Here is a 24,311-nt window from a genome sequence, read left to right on the forward strand (position 1 = left end):
GTCAACGCCCCCCGGTGTTGTAGGGGAACGCCAGCGGGTTGCCCTTGGTCGCGGGGCTCGGCTGAACTCCGATCGTGCGGCCCAACACCGCTTCCAAACCAGTGAGTTTGCCTTCGAGGGGGGTGCCGACGAAAAGCGAGGTGTCCAGGCGACTCAAAGTGAGATCAATGATGCCGGTCAGGTTGGCGTAGTCACCGCGCATCCATTTGGGTAGTGTCTCTTTCGGCCAGGGGTAGGTCGCGAGGTAGCTGAGGGAACGCGTCAGCGCCGGTCCAGCATTGGCCAGCGAATCGAGCACGGGTCCCAGATTGCGCAAGTTCATCACGAGCGCGTCGCCGCTCTGGTTGACCACGTCGTTGGCGATACGGCTGAACTCGCCGAGACCCAGCAGCGCATCGGCAAGTTTTTGACGTTGACCGGACAACACGCTGATTGCCTGTGGAATGGTTTTCAGTGCATTGTCCACAACTGTGTTCTGTTCAACGACCTGGCCGGCCAGGTCGTTCAGACTGCCCATCGCATTGATGATGTCGGCGGATTGCTCGTTCAAGCCGGCCACAAACGTGTCGATGCGGTCGATGAGGCTCCGGACCTGATCCTCGCGGCCCGAAAACGCGCGTGCCAGTGTGTGATTAATTTCTTGCAGCTGGCCGAGCCCGCCGCCGTTGAGGACAAACGACAGCGACGCGAGCGTCTGCTCGGTGGTCGGATACAAGTCTCCACGGTCGAGTGGGATGACGTCTCCCTCCTCGAGTTTGCCTTCTGGCGCGATGCCTTCGGGCGGTGGTGCCAACTCGATGTGCATCGATCCGAGGAGGCTCGTCTGTCCGACCTTCGCGGTGGCGTTGACCGGAAGCGAGATGTCCTTCTGGAGCCTCATCGTCACCTCTGCGTGCCAGTCTTCTCGAGCCACCTTGGTCACCGTGCCGACCGTGACGTCGCCGACCCGTACCCGGCTGTTCTGCTCGATGTTGACGACGTCGGGCAATTCCGCCCTGATCTCGTAGGAGCCATCTCCGCCACCGGCAGTCCCGGGCATGGGCAGGGAATTGAGGCCTTGCCAATCGCCGCACCCCGAGAGCGCGACACTGGTCGTCAGACAGAGAAGCATCACACCGATTCCACGACGTTTCATCGCACACCCCCGCCCGGTGCAAGAAGTCCTGCCAACGGATTGGCCGGAGCGGTCGGAGCGGTCGGAGGGGCCTTCGGGGTGGACGGAGCGGGTGTGGCCGGTCTGAGATCGTTGTCGCTGTAGTCAATTTCATTCGGTCTGGCCTGTACCCCGGTAAGTGGGTTGACTCCGACGGCCGGAAAGTTGACGGCCAAATTCTTCAATACTGGCCCCAGATACTGCGCACACAGTTTCGCCGATTCCTCGGCTCCCTTCTGTGAGGCCGCCTGGATCATGCCGCAGATGAACTGCAGAGGATTGGCGAAGTTGTTGAACGCGAGGATGCCGGTCAGGGCGCTCTGCGCAGGCTGATAGATGTTGACGAAGTTCTGGAACGCCGTGGGTGCGACGTGCAAGGTCTGTTCGAGATCGCTCTTACTCTGCTGCAGCGCAGTGGTGACCGAAGTCAGCTGGGCGGTCGTCGTCGACATCCGATCCCTGTTCTCGGCGACAAATGTCCCCACATCCACAATCGCTCCGTCCAATGCGGTCGTCGCCTGGGCTACTTCGTTCGGTTCGTTCGACAGCAGAGTGGACACATCCGCGAGTTGTGCGTTCAGTTGCGCCATCAGGTCGCTGCTCGATGAGAGAGCGGAGACGAAAACCTGCAGGTTACGCACAGTGGAGAAGATGTCGGTGCTCTTGTCACCGAGAATGGACAACGCCTCGGACATCTTGGTAAGTGTCGAGTTTACGGTCAGCCCTTCACCCCGGAGGTTCGCCGCGGCGGTGTCGATCAGTTCGCCCGGAGCAGATTGCCCGTTGCCTTCGGAGGGTCCAACGGATGCGGTGAGCTTTTCGATTTGCGCCCTGAAGTCGTCCCATTCCACCGGCACGGCGGTGCGTTCAAGGGGAATGACGGCGCCGTTGTCCAGAGTCGGCCCCCCTGTATAACCAGGGACCAGCGCGATCGAACGCGCCGACACCAGTGACGGCGACAGTATGGCTGCCTTGGCATTTGCCGGAACTTTGTACTTCTCGTCCACCGAGAAGGTGATCTTTGTGTCACCGGGCCGCGGTTCGATCTTCTCGACGCTCCCCACCGGAACGCCGAGAATGCGTACGTCGTCACCCACGTAGATGCCGTTGGAACTCGAGAAATACCCCACCAACGTGTTGTGTGGTTCGGTTACGACCACACGCAATATCACGACTGCGGCCACCACCACCGCCACCACTACCGCGATCACTCCGACCAGCCGTGTGCGACGCCCGAGGGCCCTTTGCCGATCTGCGGAGCTGAAACGTGCTGCAAACACGCGCATCACCCACCTGCCTGACCTGGTTTGACCGATCCAGGGCCCACCATCTGAGACGGAAGAAGCTGTGCAGGGTCGAGTCCTTGATCAGCGAACGCCGCATCCACAAAGGGTTGCAGGAACTGTCCCGGCAAGAGGTTCACCAGATATGCCTTGAAAAAGGGCCCCGATCCCACCGATTCACCGAGCGAGAGCGCATAGGAGTTGAGTCGCTTGATGGAGACCTGAATGTCCTCTTTACGCCGGTCGAGGATCCCGAGGACCGCGTTCAACTTGTCCAGCGCAGGCCCGAACTGCTCTCGATTGTCCTGCACCAGACCCGATAGCTGTTGAGTTACGGCAAATACGTTGCCCATCAGCGCATCGATGGCTCCCCTGCGTTCTTGGAGGATCGTCAGCAGAGTGGATGAATCGACGATCAATTTCGCGATCTGGTCGCTGCGCTCGGAGAGCACGGACGTCACTTTGTTGGCGTCACCGAGCAGAGTGCGAAGAATTTCGTCTCGCGCGTTGATCGTGTCCGAGAGCCGGCTCACTCCGTCCAGCGCCATCGCCAAGTCGGGTGGTGTGTCCTTGAAAGTGCTTGCCAGCGTGTTCAACGCGCCCGAGAGTTGATTGGTGTCCAAGCCGCTAATCGTGGTGGTGAGATCACCCAGCGCGTCGGGCAGCTGATACGGAGATGAGGTGCGCTCCAGCGGAATCGCACCGTCGAGGTCACCTGACCCGCGCGGGACGACCGCAAGAACCTTCGAGCCCAAAACGGTTTCGGTCTTGATAGCTGCCTCTGTGCCGGAGCCCAAGTGAATGGATTTGTCGATCTTGAACCGGACCAAAACCTGGTTTCCGTCGAGCTCCGTCGCAGTCACCTCACCCACTTCCTTGCCACTGACCTGCACTTTGCTGCCTGTCTTGAGGCCACCGAGCTCGGCGAAGTATGCCGAACTGTCGTGGGTTCCGGAGAAGAGCGGAATCTTGTCGTACTGCAGGGCCCCGACAACCAGCAATACCAAGATCGTGATGCCGATCAGCCCGATGGTCAACGGGTTTCGTTCGCTGAACGTCTTCATTGCGGGGTACACCTACCCGTTTCTTGCCCGACCACCTTGATGTAAACCGGGTTTCCGTCTGGTCCATTGACCTTCAGCGCGGCGTCACACAGATAAAAACTGAAGAAGTCACCGTAGAGTCCTTGCCGCCCGAGAATCTTGTACGTTTCCGGGAGCGTGGCCAGAAGGTTGTCGAAATAGTCTCGGTCACTGTCGATCTGACCTGCAGTGCGTTCAGTTTGATGAATGGTCTCCTGCAGCGGCGGACGGGCCGCGGTCAACAAGTCTGCGACAGAGCCCGAGGCCCTGCTGATGTCTTCGACCGCCGCGCCGATACCCTCCCCCGGCGTTGCCAGGCCGGAAACCAACGATTGGAGTTTGTCGACGGCGGTCGAGAACTCGGCGTTACGGCGCGCAAACGTATTCAGCACGACAGTCAGATTGTTGATGACCGACCCGATAAGTTGGTCCCGGTCGGCCAGCGTGTTGGTCAGTTGCGTTGTCTGTTCGAGGACCGTAGCAATAGTCCCGCCCTGACCTTGAAATACCGAAATAAGTTGCCCGGTAAGATCGTTCACCTGATCTGGATCGAGTGCTCGGAACAACGGCCGGAAACCCCCGAGCAGAGCATCCAGGTCGAGGGCGGGCGAGGTGCGGTCCTCGGGGATCGTTGCCCCGGCCACCAGCGGGATCGGGTCACCGGCCTCTTCGGTCAAGGTCATGAAGCGATCTCCGATCAGGTTTGCGTAGCGGACTGCAGCCCCGGTCGACGATGTGATGCGGACGGACTTGTCGACGCTGAAGGTCACCACGGCGGCGTTGTCCGACCGAAGTTCGATGTCGTCGACCCGACCGACCTCGACGCCCGCAATACGAACGAAGTCGTCGCCCGACAGTCCGGACACGTTCTCGAAAACTGCCTTGTACTCGACCCGGTCGTTGAACCGCACCTCTCCGAACACCACTATCACCGCGAACAACGCCATGACGCAAACGACCATGAACGCTCCGAAACCGACAAGCGCTCCCCTGACATTTTCCTTCATCGACCCGGACCGCCTGCGTTTCCGAACAAGAAGTCGATGAATGTCGGATTGCCGATAGCAGGCTTGGTCGTGATGTCACCCGGGGTCGCACCGTAACCGGTGTCGGTCACGAGAGCTTTGACCGGATAGTTCTTACTCGGATCGGGCAGTGACCCGCACCCCGGCTTGCCTCCGGGACCGCCGGTTGCGTGCACTTTCGGGAGGTTCTTCGGATACTCATATCGGTTGTCTCCCGCAAGTATTCCCGCATCCAAGATGACCGAGTATCCATTCTGACCACCGGTCGCTTCGTATGCACCGTTGTCGAGGAACCACTTGGCGCCCACCAATAGACAGGTGTAGGTCGGCTGGTACTTGTAGAGCAGGTTGGTCGTTGGTTCGAGCAGATTGAGCGACCTGATCAAATTATCTCTGTTGCTGCCCAGCACGTCATTTCCCGTCTGGGTCAGACCAATCGACGCCACAAGCAATTCGTCGAGCTTCTTCTGCTCAGTGGTGATCGTCTGGCTAGTCACCGACGCGTTCCGAAGAACTCCCAGAATATCCTGTGCCGCAGATGAATAGGCGTCGGCAGCCCCCGTCAGTGAGCGCAGATCGCGCCGGATCGTCGGCAGCAACGGATTCCATGCCTCCAGGACGTCGTCGGAGTCGGATATCGCCTGACCCAGAGCATCTCCCTGCCCACGCAAACCCTCGGCCACCGCGCCGAGTGTCGCATTGAGTTTTGCCGGATCGATGGTCTGCAGCACATTGGTCAGGTTCTCGAAGACGGTGTTCACCTCCGTGGTGACATTCCTTGACACCAGTACAGCACCGGCTCTCAAGCTGCCTGAGCTCGGTTCCGGCGGCTCCTCGAGGCTTACGAACTTTGCACCAAACGCTGTCGTCGACTTGATCTCGGCGGCCGCATTGGCAGGTATGCGTTGTGCATCATCGGGGTTGATCAGAAGCCTGAGGGACGCCGTGCCCGTACTGCCCCGCACGCTCACCTCGCCGACCTCACCTACCTGAACACCGCGAAACTTCACTTTTGCACCACGTTCGAGCACGAGTCCGCTGCGATCGGCTGTAAGGGTCACGTCGAGGTGGCGTTTGTAGCCTCCGGTGAAGAACACCCCGGTGAGCACGACGGCGGCGATGATCACGATGATCATCACGAGCCCCCACCATCCGGGCGCGACCTTCGGTTTCTGTCCACTACTCATGGTCGCCGCTACCCGGACAGATCGAAGTTGCCGGAGTCGCCGTAGACCGACAGAGAGATGGCCAGTGTGACGAATACGGTCGCGATCAGCGACATTCGAACCGCGCGCCCGACGGCTTCCCCGACGCCTGCCGGTCCACCAGATGCGTTGAAACCGTATTCGGTGTGAATGAGCATCACGACGATGGCCATCACCATCGCCTGCAGAAACGACCACATGAGGTCGTTCGGCCGTAAGAATGTCCAGAAGTAGTGGTCATAGACTCCCGGCGACTGACCGTAGACGAACGTGGTTCCGAGTCGCGCCGCAAGGAACGACATCAACACGGCCACGGCATAGAGCGGGATGACCACGATCATTCCGCTGATCACCCTGGTGGACACCAGATACGCCACCGAATGAATGCCCATGACTTCCAGCGCGTCGATTTCCTCGGCGATGCGCATGGAGCCCAGCTGAGCCGTTGCACCTGCCCCGATCGTGGCGGCCAGACCGATGCCTGCGACCAGCGGGGCGATGATGCGGACATTGAGAAACGCAGACAGGAAGCCGGTGAGAGCCTCTACCCCGATGTTGCTGAGCGAGTTGTATCCCTGCACCGCGATCAGTGCACCGGCAGACAGCGTCAAAAATCCCACGATGACCACGGTTCCGCCGATCACGGCGAGCGCGCCTGTCCCCAAGCTCATCTCGGCAATGAGGCGAATGGATTCCTTCTTGTATGAACGTAGTGCTTCGCCGATCGACGCAAGCGCTCTCCCGTAGAACGCAGCCTGCATTCCGAGTTTGTTCCACCAGACGACCCGGCGGCGGATGAACCGCCGCGAGCGCGGATAACGCGTAGAGACCACGCTTACCATGTTCGATTCCTCACACAGTTGCTTTGACGCCGACAGCGGTTACGAGGACGTTGATCACGAACAACGCCATAAAGGTGAAGACCACCGTCTCGTTGACGGCATCTCCGACCCCGCGGGGACCACCCCTCACCGTCAGGCCCTTGTAGCACGCGATCAAGCCTGCGCACAGACCGAACAGCGCGGCCTTCACGATTGAGATGACGACCTCGGGCAGTCCGGTCACCAAGGTCATCCCCGCAACGAACGCGCCTGGCGTGACATCTTGGACGAACACCGAGAAGCAGAAGCCACCAATCAGACCTACTACGGCGACAAGGCAATTGAGTAGGAAAGCAACCAACGTGGCGGCAAGGACGCGGGGCAGCACCAGCCGCTGGATCGGGTCGATGCCGAGCACCCGCATCGCGTCGATTTCCTCGCGAATTGTACGGGCACCTAGATCCGAGCACATCGCCGTTGCGCCCGCGCCGGCAACCACCAGCACCGTGACCACCGGACCGATCTGAGAGATCGCTCCCAGGGCTGCTCCCGCCCCCGACATGTCCGCTGCACCGATCTCGACCAGCAAGATGTTGAGGATGAACACGGTCAACACCGTGAACGGGATCGAGAGCATCATGGTGGGCACGATCGACACGCGTGCGACGAACCAGCACTGCAGGATGAATTCTCTTGCGGCGAAGGGCCTCCTCCCAATGGCGAGGACCGTGTCCAATGACATCGCGAAGAACCCGCCCAATGCCCGGACTGGTGTTGCAACGCTCGGCAGGCTCAACGGTCCAACCTCCGGTTTTTATCGATGATGCCTGGCTGCGTTTGTCAGGTCTCTGGAGTGTTCGCGAACTCACCATCGGCTCTGCGGTGACTTGGAACACAACGTTTATTTCATTCGGGACGCTACAGGACCGATATTCGTTACCGCAAGCTGTTCAACTAGGTTATTTATCTGGTGTCGTACAAGCTGGGAAGATGTCACACTTGGCGGGTAGTGGTTGACCTGACCCGCCTCAGGTATGTTTCCTGTATTACCAGGTAACCGAGCCCTGCAGCCGGCAATCAAGCAACCGAGTGGTCGCACATCTGCGTCATCAGATCCGGGCGGACTCACACCGGTGCCGGCTGTCCGGTGAGCACATCGGGCACCAACTAGGCGTCCACGGGCTTCGCCTACGACAGCCCACCACCACACAGCCGATTAGGAAGCGAGAATGCGAGTGAGCAATCCCGGAGGTAGAAACCTGTCCGGTCAGACCCTGATCGTTTCCGGTGGCAGCCGGGGCATCGGAGAGGCAATCGCGATCCGCGCCGCGCGCGATGGCGCGAATGTGGCACTTCTCGCAAAAACCACCGAACCTCATCCCAAGCTACCGGGCACGATCTACACAGCCGCCAAAGCCGTCGAGGACGCCGGTGGCCAGGCGCTCCCGATTGTCGGAGACGTCCGTGATGACGAATCAGTGTCAGCGGCCGTGGCACAGACCGTCGAACAGTTCGGCGGCATCGACGTCGTTGTCAACAACGCCAGCGCACTCGACCTGACCCCTTCCGATTGCATCAGCATGAAGAAGTACGACCTTATGCAGGACATCAACTGCAGGGGGGCATTCTTGTTGTCGACGTTGTCGATTCCGCATCTGCGCGAATCTGCCAACGCACACATCTTGACGCTGTCACCCCCGATTACATTGGCGCCCAGATATTTTGACCAGGTTTGCACGGCATACGCTATCTCGAAGTTCTCCATGAGCCTGGTTACACTGGGCCTGGCCCAGGAACTTCGGAGCGACAACATCGCTGCCAATTCGCTGTGGCCGCGCACCACCATCGACACCGCGGCGGTGCGCAACATACTGGGCGCCAATCTGGTCGCTCGCAGTCGCAGTACCGACATCATGCGCGACGCTGCGTACGCGATCATCACCAAGCCCGCCTCAGAGGTCTCCGGTAGATGCTTCATCGACGACGAAGTCCTGACGGCAGAGGGAGTCACCGACTTCTCCGCCTACCGCCTCTGCGACAGCGAGGACGATCTCGAACTGGACTTCTGGATGGAACGTCGGTGACATCGAGGTGGCACAGCAGTAATCGGGCAAGGTGTCGACCGATCGACAGAACGGTCTGATCCACACCGTGTCGAGCTACGTCGGGCTGTCGGCGGGATCGTATGTGGCCATGAGGGTCCGGCGCAGGATTTTGTCAGACGGCAGGCGCGGGCCGGCATAAACGCGATCTTCACCCGCGAACACGCGCTGCCCCATCTCGTCATCGACGACACCGAACACCGCGGCATCGGCGACATCTGGATGCATCACCAGTGCGTCCTCGATTTCCTGCGGGTAGATGTTGACGCCGCCGGAGATGAAGAGATCTGTCGTGCGCGACGACAGGTACAGACATCCGTCGGCGTCGAGATAGCCGAGGTCTCCGAGCGTGATGCTCGTTTGATCAGCAGGCACTTTCGAGGAATCCGCACGTTCTCATGCAGCGCGGCTTGGACGGAAAAATATGCGGCACAACGGACTACGTGAACGCAAGAAGGACGCCGCACGGCTTGCTCTGGCAACCGTCGTACTACGCCACGCCTCCGCAAGCAGTCTGGAATCGGTGGCTGTGGAGACGGTGGCCGCCGAAGTCGGGGTGATGCTCGAGCGCCTCACTGAGCTCATCGAGTCCCGGCCGTCATCCGACTCCATGTGCGACTCGGTTGAATACCCACTCGCCCATGGATGGCAGCACCTCGAGCCGGGACCATCGAGTGCCGAGGTATCGACAGGGAGCATGCCTTCCAACCGCTCGACATTCGCCAACAATATCCTTTGGATCAGGCGTAGTACCGACTTGCTCAGGGCTTGTAGTCGCTGCACGCCGACCTCCGTGAGGCACCGACCACCCAGTCGACCTGCCGGATGCGAGACCGGTCGATCGTGAGCCGGTGCCCGCTAACCGAGCCTGCTCACCAAGGCTTGTGCGGCGTTGTCACGAAGGCGGTCCGGACGACCGAGAAGCACCTGATTGGAGATTGCGCGACGCAGTAGGAGGTGGGCCGTGTGCTCCCAGGTAAAGCCGATGCCTCCGTGAATCTGTATACAACTCTCCGAGACCGTGACGGCGGCATCAAGCGCCGCCGAGCAGGCAAGGTGGGCAGCCAGCATCGCATCGGGGTCATCCGGCGCCATGTCTGCCGCCGCGAACACCTGGCTGCGGGCACCCTCGGAAGCGACGAGCATGTCAGCGCAGCGATGTGAGATCGATTGATAAGAGCCGATCTTGTGACCGAACTGCTCCCGCTGTCCTGCCCAGTCCACGGCCATCGCCATCGCCCGGTTGGCGACCCCGACCGAGTCGGCGGCTAACACCAACTCGGCGATGCGCTGTGCCGTGCTCAACGCGTGCCGGGCAGCCTCGCCGCTGGCGAGCACGATCACCTCGGTCGAATCGAACTCAACGGTTCCGATGGTGGCGGTCAGGTCGAGCGCGTTCTGCGGCCAGACAGACGCGTCTGCGGCATTGCATGCGACGATGGCAGGTCCGGTGCCGTCGTGAGCGACCGCAATCAAATGCTCGGCGACCGGCGTCCCGGGTACCTCACTCACACCGCCGTTCAGGCGATTTCCTTCAAGAACAGGGAGCCGACCTCGTTCGAATGACCACCCGTCGTCCGACAGCGGGACAACGAAGGCGGCAGTCGCGCCACCGCAGATGGCAGAGACGACGCCACGACCTCTCGCAGCAACGGCGACCTCCAGCGCGATCACGGTCGGAACGAGCGGAACCGGGGCCAGACTGAACGCCGCCTCCTCTACCGCCGCGCAGAGCAGCCGCAGATCCGCTCCGCTGCCGCCGAGGTCTTCGGCGACCGCGAGCCCGGGCAAACCGAACTTGACCAGTTCATCCCAGAGCCCGATGTCGTAGACATCATGGATTTCAGCCCGGTCCAGCAGCCACTCGGTGTTCACGGACGTCGAGATGGCTTTGCCGAGGACCGCGCGGAGGTCGGCCTCGTCCTCGCCAGGCGCGGTCAACGGTCGGCCGGGCGTGATCGAAGCTTTCCGAGTACGCTCGCCGCGGTGCGACGGCAGGCCGAGCACTGATTCGGCGATCGTATTGCGTTGTATCTCAGAGGTTCCCGCACCGATCGTCGACGCGCGCGTCATCAGGTAGCCGTAAGTCCAGCGACCTCCGTCCACCGCACCCGGCGACCGGTTCCCGAGCGCGGCGCCGGGTCCGGTCAGTCGCAACGCGAGCCGGTGGAGTCGCTGTTCGAACTCGGACTTGACCAGCCGGTTCACAGAGGCCACGGCGCCCGGATCTTCGCTGCGCAACACAGCTTCCAACGCCCGAGAGCTGTTGGCCGCGATCACCCGGACACCGGCTTCCATCTCAGCCATCTGCTGCCGGACCATGGGGTCGCCCGCCAATCCGCGTTCGATCGCAAGTCGCACAACCTTGTCGACCAGGCCGCGATAGCGGAACTCGTCGGCCAAGAACGCGGTTGCCCGTTCATGGCCGAGGGACGTGCGCATCACGCTCCAGCCTTCGCCCTCCTCGCCGACCCTGTTCGCGACCGGAACCACCACGTCGTCAAAGAACACCTCGGCGAAATGTACGCCGCCGGATGCGTCACGAAGCGGCCGCACGTCGATACCGTCGGACTTCATGTCGATTAACAGGTAGGTGATGCCTGACGTCCTTCGGCCCGCAGGCCCGGTGCGCACCAGTGCGAACATCCAGTCAGCATGCTCGCCTTGCGTGGTCCAGATCTTCTGACCGGTCACCCGATAGTTGTCACCGTCGCGGGCAGCTTTCGTGGTCAGCGAGGCCAGGTCGCTACCGGCGCCGGGTTCGGAGAAGCCCTGGCACCAGATCTCGTCCGCACGCAGCAGAGGTTCGAGGAAGCGGTCCTTTTGCTGTTGCGTCCCGTAGACGATCAATGTCGGCGCGACGATGAACGAGATGCCACTCGGATGTTTTGGCACCCCTGCCGCGGTGGTCATGCGGTAGTAGTCGAGTTGATCTTCCAGTTCCAATTCCATGCCTCCGACAGCACGTGGCCAACCTGGGGCCGCGAGGCCGGCATCGACCAGTTCCGACTGCCATTGCCGTGCGGCGGCCGCCCGGGCCTTTGAGCTCGATGGCCGGGGCCGGCTCGCACAGTCAGCCATCAGCTGCGTCAACCGCTCTCGCCAATCGATCACGTCGCTGGTCGCCGAACCCACGATCGTCGCCGTGCCTTCCACCTTGCCTCCTCGATCCATGCGACAAAGATAACCTAGTTACACTGCAAAACAGTAGTAGTTGCGCCGATCAAGGAGAAGAAACGTGTCAATTCCGTGGAGCGGGCTGCGAATCCCCGTCATGGCCGCACCGATGTTCATCGTGTCGAACCTGGACTTGGTGATCGCGTCGTGCCGTGCCGGCGTCATCGGCGCCTTCCCTTCCGCCAATCCACGGTCGCCTGAGTCGCTGGGAACCTGGCTCGAAGGGATACGCGCCGCCGAAGCCGAAACCCTCTCACAGGGAGGCGCATTTGCACCGTTCTGCGTGAACATGCTCGCGTCCTCCGCACTCGACAAGGACAGACGCGACCATGCTCTGGCCACGCTCGGCAAATACGAGACACCGTTGATCCTGACCAACATGGGAGATCCCCGCGAGGTCGTCGACGCTGCGCACGACTGGGGCGGGATGGTCTTTCACGACGTGACCACGGTCCGGCACGCCGAGAAGGCCATCGAAGCCGGGGCCGACGGGCTGATGTTGGTATGCGCCGGGGCGGGCGGCCACGCAGGCACGTTGTCGCCGTTTGCCTTTCTGCCCAAGGTGCGCACGTTCTTCGACGGCCCGATCATGCTTGCGGGTGCGATCGCAGATGGTGCCGGTGTCGCCGGCGGCCTTGCCTTGGGCGCTGATCTCGTGGTGATGGGTACGCGGTTCATCGCCAGCGCCGAATCGGGAGCATCGGCCGACCACAAGGAGATGCTGATGTCGTCAAAGAGCGAGGACGTGTTGTTCACCGACGCGATAGCCGGACTGCCGGCCAACTTCCTCAAGCCGTCCATAGTGGCCAACGGTCTGGATCCAGCCGACCTACCGGCACCGAACGGACGCCACCGGCCGAACCTGCCGACCGGCGTCAAGCCGTGGAAGACCGTCTACAGCGCAGGACATTCCACCGCACTCGTCGATGACGCGCCCGACATCGAGGCGGTGGTGAGCCGACTCGCAACCGAGCTCGAGACGGCCACGAGTAAACCCGACTGGCGAACCGCCTTGGAAAACCGCGTGGGCGCGATCCGACACCCAGCCTGATCAATGATGGTCGCACCTGCCTCTGCGCGCTACGCGTTCCTACATCGGAAGCAGTGGACAGGCAGGTGGCGCGTAGCTCGGTTGCCGGCACCTTCCACGGAAGGGCTGACAAAGAAGCGTTAATGTACTAAGTTACACACGTGAAAGATTGACCGCGTCGATCGGCTCGGTGGAGGTCATAAGGTTCGCTATTCCACGGTGCGAATGAGAGGCGACAAGTGCTGCTAGCCAACGAACTAGTGCCCCCTTCGGTCATAGACCCGTCCGGCACCTGGTTCTTCAACTGGGTGATCACAGCCGTCGGAAGCGTGTTCATAGTACTGGCGATCATCGACGTGGTACGGCGGCGTCGGCTGACGTGGGGTTTTCTGTTCCTGTTCAACAGTCTTGCGGTGTATTGGATGGAGACCATCGGCGACTGGGGGCAAATGCTGTACTACAGCCCTGCCTTCACCGAACACCACATGCTCGACTGGTTGCCGCTCAAGACCCCGCACGATCCGCTGTTCATGCCATTTGCCTACGCGGTGTACTGGGGTGTCCATGCGCTGCTGGTGTTGTGGCTGAGTCAGTGGGTGTCGTCGCGGTTCGGCTGGAGCATGCTCAAATCCATGGTAGTGCTTGCCATTCCGGTCAACTACCTCTGGGACTTCGTCGTTGAAGGCACCGCCACCGCCATGGGTTGGTGGACCTACGATCCAGGCATCGGGCCGGTCCTGGAGTGGGGGAACGGCGGTCGGATCACCCTGCTGTGGACCATCGGCATCATGTGCGTGTGGCCCAACCTGATCGCATACTGGGCGGGCAAGCCTCCGATCCGCGGTCTCAATCATTTCGAACGGTTCTGCCGCTTGGACCGGTTCACCGTGCCCAAGGCGACGCCGCGGCTGCCCGAGGAAACGACGCGGTCGGGCGGGACCGTACGTGCTGTTGTTTTCACCGAGCAGCAACTGAAGACCAAGCAGCAGGAGTTCGACGACCACCTCAACTACGAGGTGACCATCCCACGCTGGCAATTCGAACTGATGCGACTGGGTGCCTGGTTCATCAGTTTCCAGGTCTCTTTCTTTGTACTCCTCATCGTCCCACTCGTGGTGCTGCGCACAGTGACCGGCGCCGACTCCCCCTACATTCCATGACTCACGAAGGAGTTCTAGGTGACAAACTTGCCCGATGAGTTCTTCCTTCCGCCACAGAGCGGCGAAGGGTTACGTTCGGAAACCATTCGGATCACCGCAGGGTGCATCGCATTCCTGGTGATCCTGGGCATTACCGTCGCCCTCACCCAGGGAATTGTGATCACCCTTTGATACACGGTGTTGCAGTCGAAAGGGCGCCGACATCGGGTTCGACCCGACAGCGACATCAGGCCGGGCGCCGTCAGACTTTGTTCTTCGCCGGGTGGCCCGCTGAATCCTCGGTTTCATTTGCCGCATTCGCCGACCGTCGCTTGCCGTAGCGTGCACCGACGTCACTGTTGTCGGACTTGAACGACGCAACCGCCTCGGCTTCGAGCCCCAACGCATGCGCGGTCGAGGTGCCGGCGCCTTCCTTGAGCAGTCGAAGCATCCGCTGCACGGCGCCCGGATGGCTCTCGGCAATGGAGGCGGCGATCTCAAGCGTTCGCTTCATGAGATCATCGTGTTCGACCACCTCGTTTGCCAGGCCTACGCGCAAGGCCGTGGCCGAATCGACCGGGTCGCCCGACAGGATGATCTGAATGGTGGCGGGCAGCCCTACCATGCGCGGCAGCATTGCGCTGCCACCCCACCCGTTGAGCAACCCGATCTTGGCGTGGGTGTCCGAGAAGACCGCCCGGTCGGAGGCAATGATGAACGAACAATTGGTCGCGAACTCGAAAGCACCTGTGTAGCAGGGCCCGTTCACTGCGGCGATCACAGGCTTGGTCACTGCGCGGAGCACCTGGGTCGGTGTGGTGCCCTCGGTTCTCGGCGCGGGACCTGACAGCGCTTCGGGCAGATCGACACCTGACGAGAACGCCGTCCCGGCGCCGGTGATGACGATGACCCGCACGTCAGGGTCGGCGTCGGCCTTCCACAGTTCGCTCTTGAGCGCGCGACGCATCGCCCTGTTGATGGCATTGCGCCGGTCGGGGCGGTTGAGGGTCATCACCGAGACGTGTCCGTGCAGCTCCACCAACAGTGGACTGCCGGCCTTGACTTGTTCACTCATGTCTTCATCCTCCAAGAGCTGTAGGCCCGGTTGTGGTGGGTTTCGGCGCGCATTCCCCTGGTTGGGGCAGCCAGAACCCACCTCTTCCGGGGAGCTATCGCGATTTCCAAACCGGGGCTCGCTTATCGGCGAACGCCAGCGGACCTTCCTTGGCGTCCTCGGAGCCCATCAACTTCTGCCATTCCGCCTCGGACAGAGCCCATTTCGACTTCTCTGCCACGATTTCACCGTTCTCTACACCGAGTGCGACGCGCTTGCTGGCCTGTACCGACAACGGTGCGTTCACCGAAATCCGTTCGGCCAGAGCCAGTGCGGCATCGAGCAGCTCGACATCGGGCACCACGTCGTTGATGAGGCGGTACTCCTTGGCCGTCGCCGCAGAGATCGGATCGCCCGTCAGCATCATCTCCATGGCCAGGCGCTGGGGAATCTGCGCCGGGAGACGGAACACGCCGCCGGCACCGGCGATCAAGCCACGTTTGACTTCCGGAAGACCGAAAGACGCGCTTTTCGCCGCGACGATCAGATCAGCAGCCAGAGCCAATTCGGTACCACCTCCGAGGGCGGTCCCGTTGACCGCCGCAATGGTCGGCTTGGAGACGTAGTGGTTCACGAAGCCTGCAAAACCCCACTGCTCGTTCCCAGGGGCGTATAGCCCCTCTCCGCGTGAGATCGCCTTGAGGTCAGCTCCAGCACAGAACGACTTGTCCCCAGCACCTGTCAGGACGATGACCCGGATCTCAGGGTCGTTCTCTGCCTCCTCCAACGCACCGCCGACGGCGATACTGACCGACGCATTCACCGCATTGCGGGCCTGCGGACGGTTGATGGTGATGAGGAGAACGTTGCCGCAGCGTTCGGTGACGGCGCCCGGCTCGGTAGTGGTCGGGGCCGCCATCACTTGACCAGCTCGAGAATCGTCGCGTTTGCTTGTCCGCCGCCTTCACACATCGTCTGCAGGCCATACCGGATGTCGTTGCGACGCATGTGGTGAACGAGGTCGGTCAGGATCCGCGCACCCGATCCGCCGAGCGGGTGGCCGAGCGCGATGGCGCCACCGTTGGGGTTGAGGACGTCGTCGGCAACACCGATCTCCTTCTGCCATGCGAGCGGCACCGGCGCAAACGCCTCGTTGACCTCGAAGGCACCGATGTCGGTGAGCTTGAGACCGGACTTGTGCAGAGCCTTCTCGGTCGCCGGGATCGGCGCGGCCAGCATCATCACGGGGTCCGCACCGACCACGGTGGCGGTATGAATACGGGCAATCGGTGTCACACCCAACTTGTTGGCAGCGTCCTCGCTCATGACGAGAAGTGCGGCCGCACCGTCGGAGATCTGAGATGCGTTGCCGGCGTGGATGACGCCGTCTTCCTTGAACACGGTCTTGAGGCTCGCAAGCTTCTCGACGGTTGTTCCCCGACGGACGCCCTCGTCCATGCCGACAATGCCAACGGCATTGGACACGCCGACGATCTGGTCATCGAAGATACCGGCGTCCTGAGCCGCAGCGGCCCGCTCGTGGGACCGTGCCGCGAACGTGTCCACGTCCGTACGGCTCAGCGCCCACTTCTCCGCCATCATCTCCGCACCGATGCCCTGATTGGGGTCGACGCCGTAACGCTCCTTGAACTTCGGGCCGTTCGGGCTTCCACCGATCGAGCCCGACATCCCCATCGTGATCCGTGACATCGACTCCACACCGCCCGCGACCACCACGTCGTAGTGACCGGCGATGACGCTCGCGACAGCGAAGTTCAGCGACTGTTGGGACGATCCACACTGGCGGTCAACGGTGACACCCGGAACGGTCTCCGGCCACCCGGCCGATAGCACTGCGGTCCGTGCGATGTCGAAGCCCTGTTCACCGACCTGTCCGACACAACCCCAGATGACGTCGTCGACGACGTCGGCCGATACACCGGCCCGGGTGACGAGTTCGTTGAGGACCATGGCCGACAGATCAGCCGGGTGGATTCCCGAGAGCCCACCATTACGTTTTCCCACAGGCGTACGGACAGCTCCCACGATCACTGCGTTGGTCATTCGACTCCTTCTGCTTGGTTCGTCTCTTTGGTAATCGGCTGGCTACAGTCCTAGCGAGCGGCCAATGATCTCTTTCATGATTTGGGTGGACCCTCCGTAAATGGTCTGGATGCGCGCATCGGCGTAGGCCCGGGCCACCGGGTACTCGGTCATGAACCCATAGCCGCCGTGCATCTGCTGGCACTGGTAGATGAGCTTCTGCTGCAGTTCGGTGGTCCACCACTTGGCTTTCGCCGCGTCCGTCACGTCGAGACGCTTCTCGTTGAGAAGCATGATGCAACGATCGATGAAGGTCTGCGCGATGTCGACCTCGGTCTCGAGTTCGGCCAGGGTGAAACGGTTGGCCTGGAACGAGCCGATGGGTGTTCCGAATGCCTTGCGGTCCTTCACATAAGCGAGTGTGTAGTCGAGCACGGCGCGGCATGACGCAACGGCAGAGACCGCAATGGACAGCCTCTCCATCGGCAGGTTGTGCATGAGGTGGACGAAGCCCTTGCCGACCTGCCCGATGACGTTCTCTGCAGGCACCCGCACGTCTTCGAAGTTCAGCTCAGCGGTGTCCTGCGAATGCAGGCCGAGCTTGTCGAGGTTGCGACCCCGCGTGAAACCCGGCGTGTCCCGTTCGACGGCGAACAATGTGAACGCGGCGCTGCCCTTGGCGTTCGGGTCGGTGCGTGCCACCACCACCACCAGATCCGCGTGGATCCCGGATGAGATGAATGTCTTGGCGCCGTTGATCACCCACTCATCGCCTTGCTGGTGTGCGCTGGTCTTGATGCCCTGCAAGTCACTTCCGGTCCCGGGCTCGGTCATCGCGACGGCGACGATCAGCTCACCGGCAGCGAACCTCGGCAGCCAGCGGGCCTTCTGCTCGTCGTTGGTCAGCTCCAACAGGTACGGGGCGATAACATCGTTCTGTAGCGTGAAAGCCGGTGGGTCAGAGTCCATCCGAGCCAGCTCCTCCGCCACGATCGCGTTGTACCGAAAGTCATCGGCGACGCCGGCGCCACCGAACTCCTCGGGAACAGAAAACCCGATCAGGCCGAACTTCGCGGCGTCGGTGTAGATGCTCCGCTCGACGATGCCTTCTTTCGACCAGCGCTCCAGGTTGGGAACGGCGTAACGGGCCAGAAACTCGCGAACGCTCTCCCGGAACTGGTCGTGCTCGGACTCGAATATCTCTCGTTGCATGTCATCTCGATTCCGCACCGGTATGCGGTGCTCTTGTTTTCTGGTCAGCCCAGCTGAATGCTGATTGGCAATCCGTCATCGTGGGCACGTTCGAGTTGCTCCAGTTCGGCGACCTGTTCGAGGAGCCGTCGGCGATCGACCTTCAGCGACACGTTGCGAGGCAACTCCGGCAGAACGAAGATCCGTGTGGGTATCTCGTACGGTGTGAGCTGCTGCCGACAGAATGTCTTCAGCTGCTCCTCGTCGAACGTGGACTGCTCGTCGATCAGTTGAACCACCGCAACCGGAACCTGTCCGAGCCGCTCATGGTCGCGGCCGTACACGGTCGCATCGAGCACGGCGTCGTGCGCTCGCAGCGCATTGGCCACCAATTCTGGATGGACCTTGAAGCCGCCCCGGACGATGGCGTCGTCGGCCCGGCCGTCGATGTACAGGAACCCATCGCTGTCCAGATGTGCAAGGTCACTGGTCCGAATCCAGTTGAGGCCTCCGGAGCCGGTTTGTCCCGAGCGGACCTCGAGGCGACCGGACTCATTGTCTCCGAGCACGATTCCGTCCTCGGACACCACGCGCAGCTCGACGCCGGGAAACGCCTTGCCCACACTGCCGCGTTTGCGCATCCACCACTCCCGATGCAACGGCATGGTCCATCCGGCAATGGCCCCGGAGAACTCGGTGGCGCCGTACATGTCCAGGATTGCGCAACCGAATCGCCGCGTGAACTCGTCGGCAAGATCGGGATCGACGACGGTGGTACCGGCCGTGATCGCAGACAGACTCGACAGATCCCCGGGATCGATGTCGGCCTGCAAAATGGAACGCATGGCAGCCGGGGGGAGGCCTGCGACCCTGGGTTTGTGTTCGCGAACAGCCTTGACCCAGCCGTCGATTGTGAACCGCTCGAGCATCACAAAAGGCCGAGCTTCTGCGAGATTCTGAAGAACACCCCAGAGCCCACCGATGTGCACAATCGGCAAAGTGACCAAAGCCACCCGGCCTGTGAACATCTCGCGTTCGGGCTTACCACCCTTACCGGTGTGGCCATGCACCGCACTGAGGGCAGATTCCAATTGACGCCAAGTGAGAGGAATGCGCTTCGGCGGGCCCGTCGTCCCAGAGGTGAACATCTCGATACCGACCGGTTCCACCGGAAGCTGCCCGAGAGAATGATGCTTGCCGACAACGGTCTCGGCGACGTCGAGGCCGTCTACCGCCAATCCTGCTGCTTTGCAATCGATCACCGCTTGCCTGAACTCATTCTCGGACCAGAACATCTCGCCGGCCAACACGCAGTCGGGCGCGGCACCGTGCAGATCGGAGGACAGCCTTGCAATCGGTTGCATGGGATTCAGCGTTATCAACGTTCGGCCGGCCCGCAGAAGCGAGATGATGGCTGCGATCGACTCGGGCCGATTTCCGAGCACCACACCGATCCGGCTGTTCTCGCCACACCCGATGCGGGCTAATTCAGCATCGATGGCCTCGGCGAGTGCGCGCACATCGCCCCAGGCGGTCCAACGATCGTCTTGCTGAATCATCAGCGCCTGGTCGCGAGCATCCCATAGCCCGTCCAGTGCCTCTCTGATTGTGGTCATACGCCCTTCCCAATGCAGTGCAGCGCTTCACGCGGCAGGTCGCCGGTACGAAGAGGTTCTGAAGAAGCCTTCCGCGCCGCGACAACACCCGGGTACTCTCCAGTTGCAAGGTAGATGACATGGTTAACTAGGTCAACATTCATACCGTCGCGGCTTACGTGGCAGCCAATTTGACCCGGAAGGATCACATGGACTTCGCGCTCACTCCCGAACAGACCGATCTGGCCGCCAACGAGCGCAGTTGGCTGGCAAAGAACGATCCGATCACTGTTCGACGTCCCCGGATCGACGCGGAGCCGGCGTCTGTCGACCGGGGCGCACTTCAACATCTGGTCGAGTCCGGCTTCATCGGACTGCTCGGCGAGGACGTCGGGGGCACCCATGTAGACCTGCTCGTCCTGGTCGAGGAACACGGCCGCGCCGCAAGCTCGGCCCCTCTCGCCGAACTGGCCCTGACAGCGGCTTTCGCGTCCCGAATCGGGGCGGTCGGCGCCGCAATCGCCGACAAGCTCGTCGAAGGTGATGAGTTCTTCACACCAGTGGTCGCATCACCCGAGGGATCCTTCCTCCTTGCCTCGGTGACCGGTCAAATCCTGCACCTCAGTGGCACCTCGGCGCCTGGCCCAGGGCGGTCGGCAGCCACCGGCTTTCTTGCCCTCGCCGACCTCGACGACGGACGACTCGTGGCGGGGATCGTACCGAGAGACGCACCGGGCGTCACCGTACATCCGCTGGGCACACTCGATCTGACGCGCGATTGGACGACCGTTGAGTTGAACATCGAACTGGCTGAAGACCACTGGTCCGTGATCGACCGTGCAGCGGGCGAGAAGTTGATCGACGCCATGGCGCTCTATCGCGTTGTCGACGCTCTCGGCGCTGCTGACCGCTTGCTGAATGAAACCGTCGAATACGCGGTTGCACGAACACAATTCGGACAGGCCATCGGTAGTTTCCAGGCCGTCAAACATCATTGCGCCAACATGGCCGTCGCAGTCGAGTCATCACGCGCGGCGACGTGGGCAGCTGCGGTCGCGCTGGACGGGTCCGATCCAGTGACTCGACGTAGAGCGGTGTCCGCCGCTGCAGCACACGTGGGTACAGCTGCAAGCCAGGCGGCGCAGCTCGCGTTGCAGGTACACGGCGGCATCGGATTCACATGGGAGCACGACCTCCACCTGTTCTTGCGCCGCATAGAAGTCGATGAGGCGCTGGACGGCTCTGCCGCCTACCACCGCCGCCGCCTGATCATGGACCGACTCGTGCAGTCGGATCGATGAACGGGTCCAACCGGATACTTCTTCCATATGGCAGAAGAACTCACCTCACACGGAGGAACGATGAAACAGATTGATCTGTTCTCGGCCGACCTGGATCTTGGCAGCCTGAACACCGTTATCGCCGAACTCGACGATAACGTTCTCACCATCACTCTCAACCGGCCCGACCGATTGAACTCGTTCACCGACGACATGCGGGCTGAGTTCAAAGCCCTGTGGCACTTCGCATCCCTGACCGACGACGTACACGCCGTGGTCATCCGCGCGGCAGGCAACCGCGCCTTCAGCACGGGCGTCGACGTCCAGGAAGGAACCTTTCTGTCCGACAACCCGTTCAGCCGACGCGACCCCGGCGAAGACCTGTCCCCGAAGCAAAACGGTTGCTGGAAACCCGTCGTTGTTGCGGCGCACGGACTCGTTGCCGGCGGCGCGCTCTACTGGCTCAACGAGGCCGACATCATCATCTGCAGCGATGATGCCCAGTTCTTCGATCCACACGTCTCCTATGGAATGGTCGCGGCACTCGAACCGATCGGCCTCGTCCGCCGGATGCCGCTCGGTGAGGTGCTTCGGCTGGTCCTTACCGGCCTCGACGAACGGATGTCGGCGAACCGAGCTCTGCAAATCGGCTTGGTCAGCGAGATCGTCACACGTGACCAGCTGTGGGACCGCGCGTCACATCTGGCCGGCCGCATCGCCAGGAAGCCGCCCGCCGCCGTGCAGGGCAGTATCCGGGCCATCTGGGAATCGCTGGACACTGGACGCAACCAAGCACTGGCAACTGCGATGTCGTACACCACCATCGGCAATCCTGTCGGCACGTCGCGGGTCGACCGATCCGCCGTCGCCACCCGCGACTATGAAGTGCGCTAGCCCCAAACCATTCTTCTGACACGCCCGAGGAGTCAACGTGGATTTCGGAATGAGTGCCGAGCTCGAACAGTTTCGTGCGGAGGTCCGTGCGTTCGTCGCCGAAAACGCACCAGCGATCACCCCAAAAGCGGGGGTGCGCACCCCCGCGGATCGCGAAGAGCTGGCACTGTTCAAGAAGTGGACCGGCGCCTTGTTCGCCGCCGGTTATGCCGGGGCCGGGTGGCCTGAGGAGTTCGGGGGCATGGGCAAGGCCCACTCCGCCGAGCGGGACATCGTCGTGGATGAAGAGATCGCCAGGGCGAGGGCGCCCCAGGTGACCGGTGCAGGAAGTCTCGTCGCCAACGCGCTCATCGACTTCGGAACCCAGGAGCAACGTACGACCTACCTGCCGCCGATTCGGACGGGAGACGCCATCTGGTGCCAACTCTTCAGCGAGCCCAGCTCCGGCAGCGACCTCGCTTCGCTGCGCACCCGCGCGGTTGTCCAGGATGATGGCACCTTCCGGGTCAATGGCCAGAAGGTCTGGACCACCAACGGACACTGGGCCGACTTCGGGTACCTCTTGGCGCGCACCGATCAGGATGTACCCAAGCACAAGGGGATCAGCGCTTTCATCGTCGACATGACTTTGCCCGGCGTCGATGTGCGCCCACTACGTGAGATGACCGGTACATCAGACTTCAACGAGGTCTTCCTCGACGATGTGGTGTTGCCGGCCGATGCAATGATAGGCAACAGCGGCGAGGGGTGGAAGATCGCTAATTCCAGTCTCGCCCATGAACGGAGCGGTGTGGCAACAAGCGCCGTGATCCAACGTCAGAATGTCGATGCCCTGATCACGCTCGCACGCAAAACGATTCGAGGCGGACGCCCCCTCATCGACGACGATCGCGTTGTCGACGAGCTCGGTCGCCTGAGCGCTTCTGTTGATGCCTTGTCGGCGCTGGTATACGCCAACATCAGCCGCTGGTCACACGGCCGCGAGCGGGTCCAGGATGCGCCTGTCGCCAAGCTGATGTTCAGCGAGCTGGGGGTTGAGATATCCAGGCTCGCGATGGAGCTGCTCGGAGAGGCGGCCATTCTCGCCGAGACGGATCCGGACGTCGTCGAACACGGACGCTGGCAGGACGAGTTCCTCTACGCGCGTGCCTACACCATCGCGGGCGGCAGCTCTGAGATCATGCGTAACATCATCGCCGAGCGCGGTCTCGCCCTACCCCGTTGACAACTCGCACGGCGGCGCCCCGACTTAGCAAACGCGCGATTAGGAGTCTCTACATATCAATCGTTTATAACCTAGTTGGCTAGCTACTGGTAGATTGGTGATTCGATGCTGTCAACTATCCGGAGAACGGCACGCTGAGCCCGGTCATGGTGGCAGATGGCATGTTGATACCTGATCAAGAGGAGTACAGCTGTGACGGATGAGGCGTTCGCCCCGGTTTTCGACTCTCGGAACACCACACGGTCCATCCGGACGCCGAAAACCGCCGAATTGGTCGCCCGACGACTACGCCGGATGATTGTCGACGGCGAGTTGAAAGACGGTGACCACCTCCCTCACGAGGCGGAGCTGATGGAGCATTACTCGGTGAGCCGTCCGACTCTCCGAGAAGCAGTTCGCGTGCTCGAATCCGAACGTCTCGTGGAGGTGCGACGTGGATCCCGATCGGGCGCCCGCATCTGCGTTCCCGGCCCGGAGATCGTCGCGCGGCCAGCCTCGCTGTTACTCGAGTTGCGCAATGCGACGGTGGCCGACGTGTTCGTCGCCCGGGAAGCCGTTGAGCCTGCGGCGGCGCGACTGCTTGCCGAACGCGGCGGCGAGGACGACTTCGACGAGCTCGAAAGAATTGTCGATGAGGACATTCCGGCCGCTTTCGCGTCGGACACGCTCGGCGCAGGCGCTGCCAGGTTCCATCTCAGGATGATCGAGTTGTCAGGTAACGCCACGCTCGGTTTGATCGCCGGCATGCTCGACGAGATCACCGAGCGTCACATGACCGAGGCCACCACCAAGAAGGCGCATTCCCACGCAGCCGATGTCGCAGAGTACCAAGACAGTTACAAGCTGCTGATCCGTTCACTCCGCCGGTTGATCAAATTACTCCGGGCGCGCGATGGCGACGGAGCGTTCAATCATTGGCAGAACCACATGGTGATCTCCCGCGACTCGCTGCTCCGTGGCAGTCAGCACGTAGAAGTCCGGGACATCTTGGACTGAGCGATCGAGATCGAAG

21 protein-coding genes and 1 pseudogene are annotated in these 24,311 nt (G+C 61.8%); 8 read left to right on the plus strand and 14 right to left on the minus strand.

The genetic code is table 11. The features are described from left to right. Position 1 precedes the first annotated feature (1 nt). Genes ACVWY6_RS14860 through ACVWY6_RS14890 form a run of 7 tightly spaced genes read right to left on the minus strand, consistent with a single transcriptional unit; the run spans position 2 to position 7,311 of the window. On the minus strand, positions 2–1,135 hold the full coding sequence (locus tag ACVWY6_RS14860) for an MCE family protein (protein WP_457539043.1): 1,134 nt from the start codon (positions 1,133–1,135) through the stop codon (positions 2–4). Then, positions 1,132–2,439 carry an MCE family protein gene (locus ACVWY6_RS14865; protein WP_457539045.1) on the minus strand — a complete coding sequence of 436 codons (1,308 nt, stop codon included), beginning with the start codon at positions 2,437–2,439 and terminating at the stop codon, positions 1,132–1,134. Before ACVWY6_RS14865 ends, ACVWY6_RS14860 begins: the two co-directional genes overlap by 4 nt. After that, entirely contained in the window at positions 2,439–3,500 is a 1,062-nt protein-coding gene (locus tag ACVWY6_RS14870; RefSeq protein WP_457539046.1) for an MCE family protein, read from the minus strand. The genes ACVWY6_RS14865 and ACVWY6_RS14870 overlap by 1 nt, the downstream gene beginning before the upstream one ends. Beyond that, a complete protein-coding gene (locus ACVWY6_RS14875; RefSeq protein ID WP_457539048.1) occupies positions 3,497–4,525 on the minus strand; it encodes an MCE family protein in 1,029 nt (342 codons plus the stop codon). The genes ACVWY6_RS14870 and ACVWY6_RS14875 overlap by 4 nt, the downstream gene beginning before the upstream one ends. Then, positions 4,522–5,730 (minus strand): MCE family protein, encoded by a 1,209-nt coding sequence (locus ACVWY6_RS14880; protein ID WP_457539050.1) that lies wholly within the window; start codon positions 5,728–5,730, stop codon positions 4,522–4,524. The genes ACVWY6_RS14875 and ACVWY6_RS14880 overlap by 4 nt, the downstream gene beginning before the upstream one ends. Before the next feature lie 8 nt (positions 5,731–5,738). Further along, positions 5,739–6,590 (minus strand): ABC transporter permease, encoded by an 852-nt coding sequence (locus ACVWY6_RS14885; protein WP_457539051.1) that lies wholly within the window; start codon positions 6,588–6,590, stop codon positions 5,739–5,741. Between the two features lie 10 nt (positions 6,591–6,600). Continuing rightward, entirely contained in the window at positions 6,601–7,311 is a 711-nt protein-coding gene (locus tag ACVWY6_RS14890) for an MlaE family ABC transporter permease (RefSeq protein WP_457539053.1), read from the minus strand. 493 nt (positions 7,312–7,804) lie between these two features. Between ACVWY6_RS14890 and ACVWY6_RS14895 the strand changes: the two genes are divergently transcribed. After that, positions 7,805–8,653 carry an SDR family oxidoreductase gene (locus ACVWY6_RS14895; RefSeq protein ID WP_457539054.1) on the plus strand — a complete coding sequence of 283 codons (849 nt, stop codon included), beginning with the start codon at positions 7,805–7,807 and terminating at the stop codon, positions 8,651–8,653. 75 nt (positions 8,654–8,728) lie between these two features. On the opposite strand, the pseudogene ACVWY6_RS14900 reads toward ACVWY6_RS14895, so the two are convergent. Beyond that, positions 8,729–9,022 (minus strand): annotated as a pseudogene (locus ACVWY6_RS14900) (AMP-binding enzyme); the annotation flags it as partial. Between the two features lie 507 nt (positions 9,023–9,529). Next, positions 9,530–11,752 (minus strand): acyl-CoA dehydrogenase family protein, encoded by a 2,223-nt coding sequence (locus tag ACVWY6_RS14905; RefSeq protein ID WP_457540159.1) that lies wholly within the window; start codon positions 11,750–11,752, stop codon positions 9,530–9,532. A gap of 157 nt (positions 11,753–11,909) precedes the next feature. Here ACVWY6_RS14905 and ACVWY6_RS14910 point away from each other — a divergent pair, with 157 nt between their 5' ends. The 3 genes from ACVWY6_RS14910 (at position 11,910) to ACVWY6_RS14920 (ending at position 14,209) form a co-directional block, all read left to right on the plus strand. Beyond that, on the plus strand, positions 11,910–12,899 hold the full coding sequence (locus ACVWY6_RS14910) for an NAD(P)H-dependent flavin oxidoreductase (protein ID WP_457539056.1): 990 nt from the start codon (positions 11,910–11,912) through the stop codon (positions 12,897–12,899). Between the two features lie 218 nt (positions 12,900–13,117). Then, the gene (locus ACVWY6_RS14915; RefSeq protein WP_457539058.1) at positions 13,118–14,038 is read left to right on the plus strand and encodes a spirocyclase AveC family protein; all 921 of its coding nucleotides are present in this window, start codon (positions 13,118–13,120) and stop codon (positions 14,036–14,038) included. 18 nt (positions 14,039–14,056) lie between these two features. Next, positions 14,057–14,209 (plus strand): DUF7156 family protein, encoded by a 153-nt coding sequence (locus ACVWY6_RS14920; RefSeq protein WP_457539060.1) that lies wholly within the window; start codon positions 14,057–14,059, stop codon positions 14,207–14,209. A 70-nt stretch (positions 14,210–14,279) separates the two neighbouring features. On the opposite strand, the gene ACVWY6_RS14925 is transcribed toward ACVWY6_RS14920, so the two are convergent. The 5 genes from ACVWY6_RS14925 to ACVWY6_RS14945 form a co-directional block, all read right to left on the minus strand. Then, positions 14,280–15,092, minus strand: coding sequence for an enoyl-CoA hydratase-related protein (locus tag ACVWY6_RS14925; protein WP_457539061.1), 813 nt, complete (start codon positions 15,090–15,092; stop codon positions 14,280–14,282). Positions 15,093–15,186: 94 nt separating this feature from the next. Beyond that, positions 15,187–15,990: a crotonase/enoyl-CoA hydratase family protein gene (locus ACVWY6_RS14930; protein WP_457539062.1), complete on the minus strand. Its 804-nt coding sequence runs from the start codon at positions 15,988–15,990 to the stop codon at positions 15,187–15,189. Beyond that, the gene (locus tag ACVWY6_RS14935) at positions 15,990–17,135 is read right to left on the minus strand and encodes a thiolase family protein (RefSeq protein WP_457539064.1); all 1,146 of its coding nucleotides are present in this window, start codon (positions 17,133–17,135) and stop codon (positions 15,990–15,992) included. The genes ACVWY6_RS14930 and ACVWY6_RS14935 overlap by 1 nt, the downstream gene beginning before the upstream one ends. Before the next feature lie 42 nt (positions 17,136–17,177). Then, on the minus strand, positions 17,178–18,326 hold the full coding sequence (locus tag ACVWY6_RS14940; protein WP_457539065.1) for an acyl-CoA dehydrogenase family protein: 1,149 nt from the start codon (positions 18,324–18,326) through the stop codon (positions 17,178–17,180). A 44-nt stretch (positions 18,327–18,370) separates the two neighbouring features. Beyond that, on the minus strand, positions 18,371–19,921 hold the full coding sequence (locus ACVWY6_RS14945) for a class I adenylate-forming enzyme family protein (RefSeq protein WP_457539066.1): 1,551 nt from the start codon (positions 19,919–19,921) through the stop codon (positions 18,371–18,373). Between the two features lie 188 nt (positions 19,922–20,109). Between ACVWY6_RS14945 and ACVWY6_RS14950 the strand changes: the two genes are divergently transcribed. The 4 genes from ACVWY6_RS14950 to ACVWY6_RS14965 all read left to right on the plus strand — a co-directional run bounded on the left by ACVWY6_RS14950 (position 20,110) and on the right by ACVWY6_RS14965 (position 24,295). Further along, a complete protein-coding gene (locus tag ACVWY6_RS14950) occupies positions 20,110–21,201 on the plus strand; it encodes an acyl-CoA dehydrogenase family protein (protein WP_457539068.1) in 1,092 nt (363 codons plus the stop codon). Positions 21,202–21,261: 60 nt separating this feature from the next. After that, positions 21,262–22,074, plus strand: coding sequence for an enoyl-CoA hydratase/isomerase family protein (locus ACVWY6_RS14955; RefSeq protein WP_457539070.1), 813 nt, complete (start codon positions 21,262–21,264; stop codon positions 22,072–22,074). A gap of 37 nt (positions 22,075–22,111) precedes the next feature. Further along, a complete protein-coding gene (locus ACVWY6_RS14960; protein ID WP_457539072.1) occupies positions 22,112–23,299 on the plus strand; it encodes an acyl-CoA dehydrogenase family protein in 1,188 nt (395 codons plus the stop codon). Positions 23,300–23,491: 192 nt separating this feature from the next. Further along, entirely contained in the window at positions 23,492–24,295 is an 804-nt protein-coding gene (locus ACVWY6_RS14965) for a FadR/GntR family transcriptional regulator (protein ID WP_457539074.1), read from the plus strand. Positions 24,296–24,311 lie beyond the last annotated feature (16 nt).

Source organism: Williamsia sp. R60 (assembly GCF_054063855.1).

Coding starts and splice junctions, on each gene's coding strand:
- ACVWY6_RS14860 (WP_457539043.1), bottom strand. CDS start 1,135: ATGAAACGTCGTGGAATCGGTGTGATGCTTCTCTGTCTGACGACCAGT.
- ACVWY6_RS14865 (WP_457539045.1), bottom strand. CDS start 2,439: ATGCGCGTGTTTGCAGCACGTTTCAGCTCCGCAGATCGGCAAAGGGCC.
- ACVWY6_RS14870 (WP_457539046.1), bottom strand. CDS start 3,500: ATGAAGACGTTCAGCGAACGAAACCCGTTGACCATCGGGCTGATCGGC.
- ACVWY6_RS14875 (WP_457539048.1), bottom strand. CDS start 4,525: ATGAAGGAAAATGTCAGGGGAGCGCTTGTCGGTTTCGGAGCGTTCATG.
- ACVWY6_RS14880 (WP_457539050.1), bottom strand. CDS start 5,730: ATGAGTAGTGGACAGAAACCGAAGGTCGCGCCCGGATGGTGGGGGCTC.
- ACVWY6_RS14885 (WP_457539051.1), bottom strand. CDS start 6,590: ATGGTAAGCGTGGTCTCTACGCGTTATCCGCGCTCGCGGCGGTTCATC.
- ACVWY6_RS14890 (WP_457539053.1), bottom strand. CDS start 7,311: ATGTCATTGGACACGGTCCTCGCCATTGGGAGGAGGCCCTTCGCCGCA.
- ACVWY6_RS14905 (WP_457540159.1), bottom strand. CDS start 11,752: ATGGCTGACTGTGCGAGCCGGCCCCGGCCATCGAGCTCAAAGGCCCGG.
- ACVWY6_RS14925 (WP_457539061.1), bottom strand. CDS start 15,092: ATGAGTGAACAAGTCAAGGCCGGCAGTCCACTGTTGGTGGAGCTGCAC.
- ACVWY6_RS14930 (WP_457539062.1), bottom strand. CDS start 15,990: ATGGCGGCCCCGACCACTACCGAGCCGGGCGCCGTCACCGAACGCTGC.
- ACVWY6_RS14935 (WP_457539064.1), bottom strand. CDS start 17,135: ATGACCAACGCAGTGATCGTGGGAGCTGTCCGTACGCCTGTGGGAAAA.
- ACVWY6_RS14940 (WP_457539065.1), bottom strand. CDS start 18,326: ATGCAACGAGAGATATTCGAGTCCGAGCACGACCAGTTCCGGGAGAGC.
- ACVWY6_RS14945 (WP_457539066.1), bottom strand. CDS start 19,921: ATGACCACAATCAGAGAGGCACTGGACGGGCTATGGGATGCTCGCGAC.
- ACVWY6_RS14950 (WP_457539068.1), top strand. CDS start 20,110: ATGGACTTCGCGCTCACTCCCGAACAGACCGATCTGGCCGCCAACGAG.
- ACVWY6_RS14955 (WP_457539070.1), top strand. CDS start 21,262: ATGAAACAGATTGATCTGTTCTCGGCCGACCTGGATCTTGGCAGCCTG.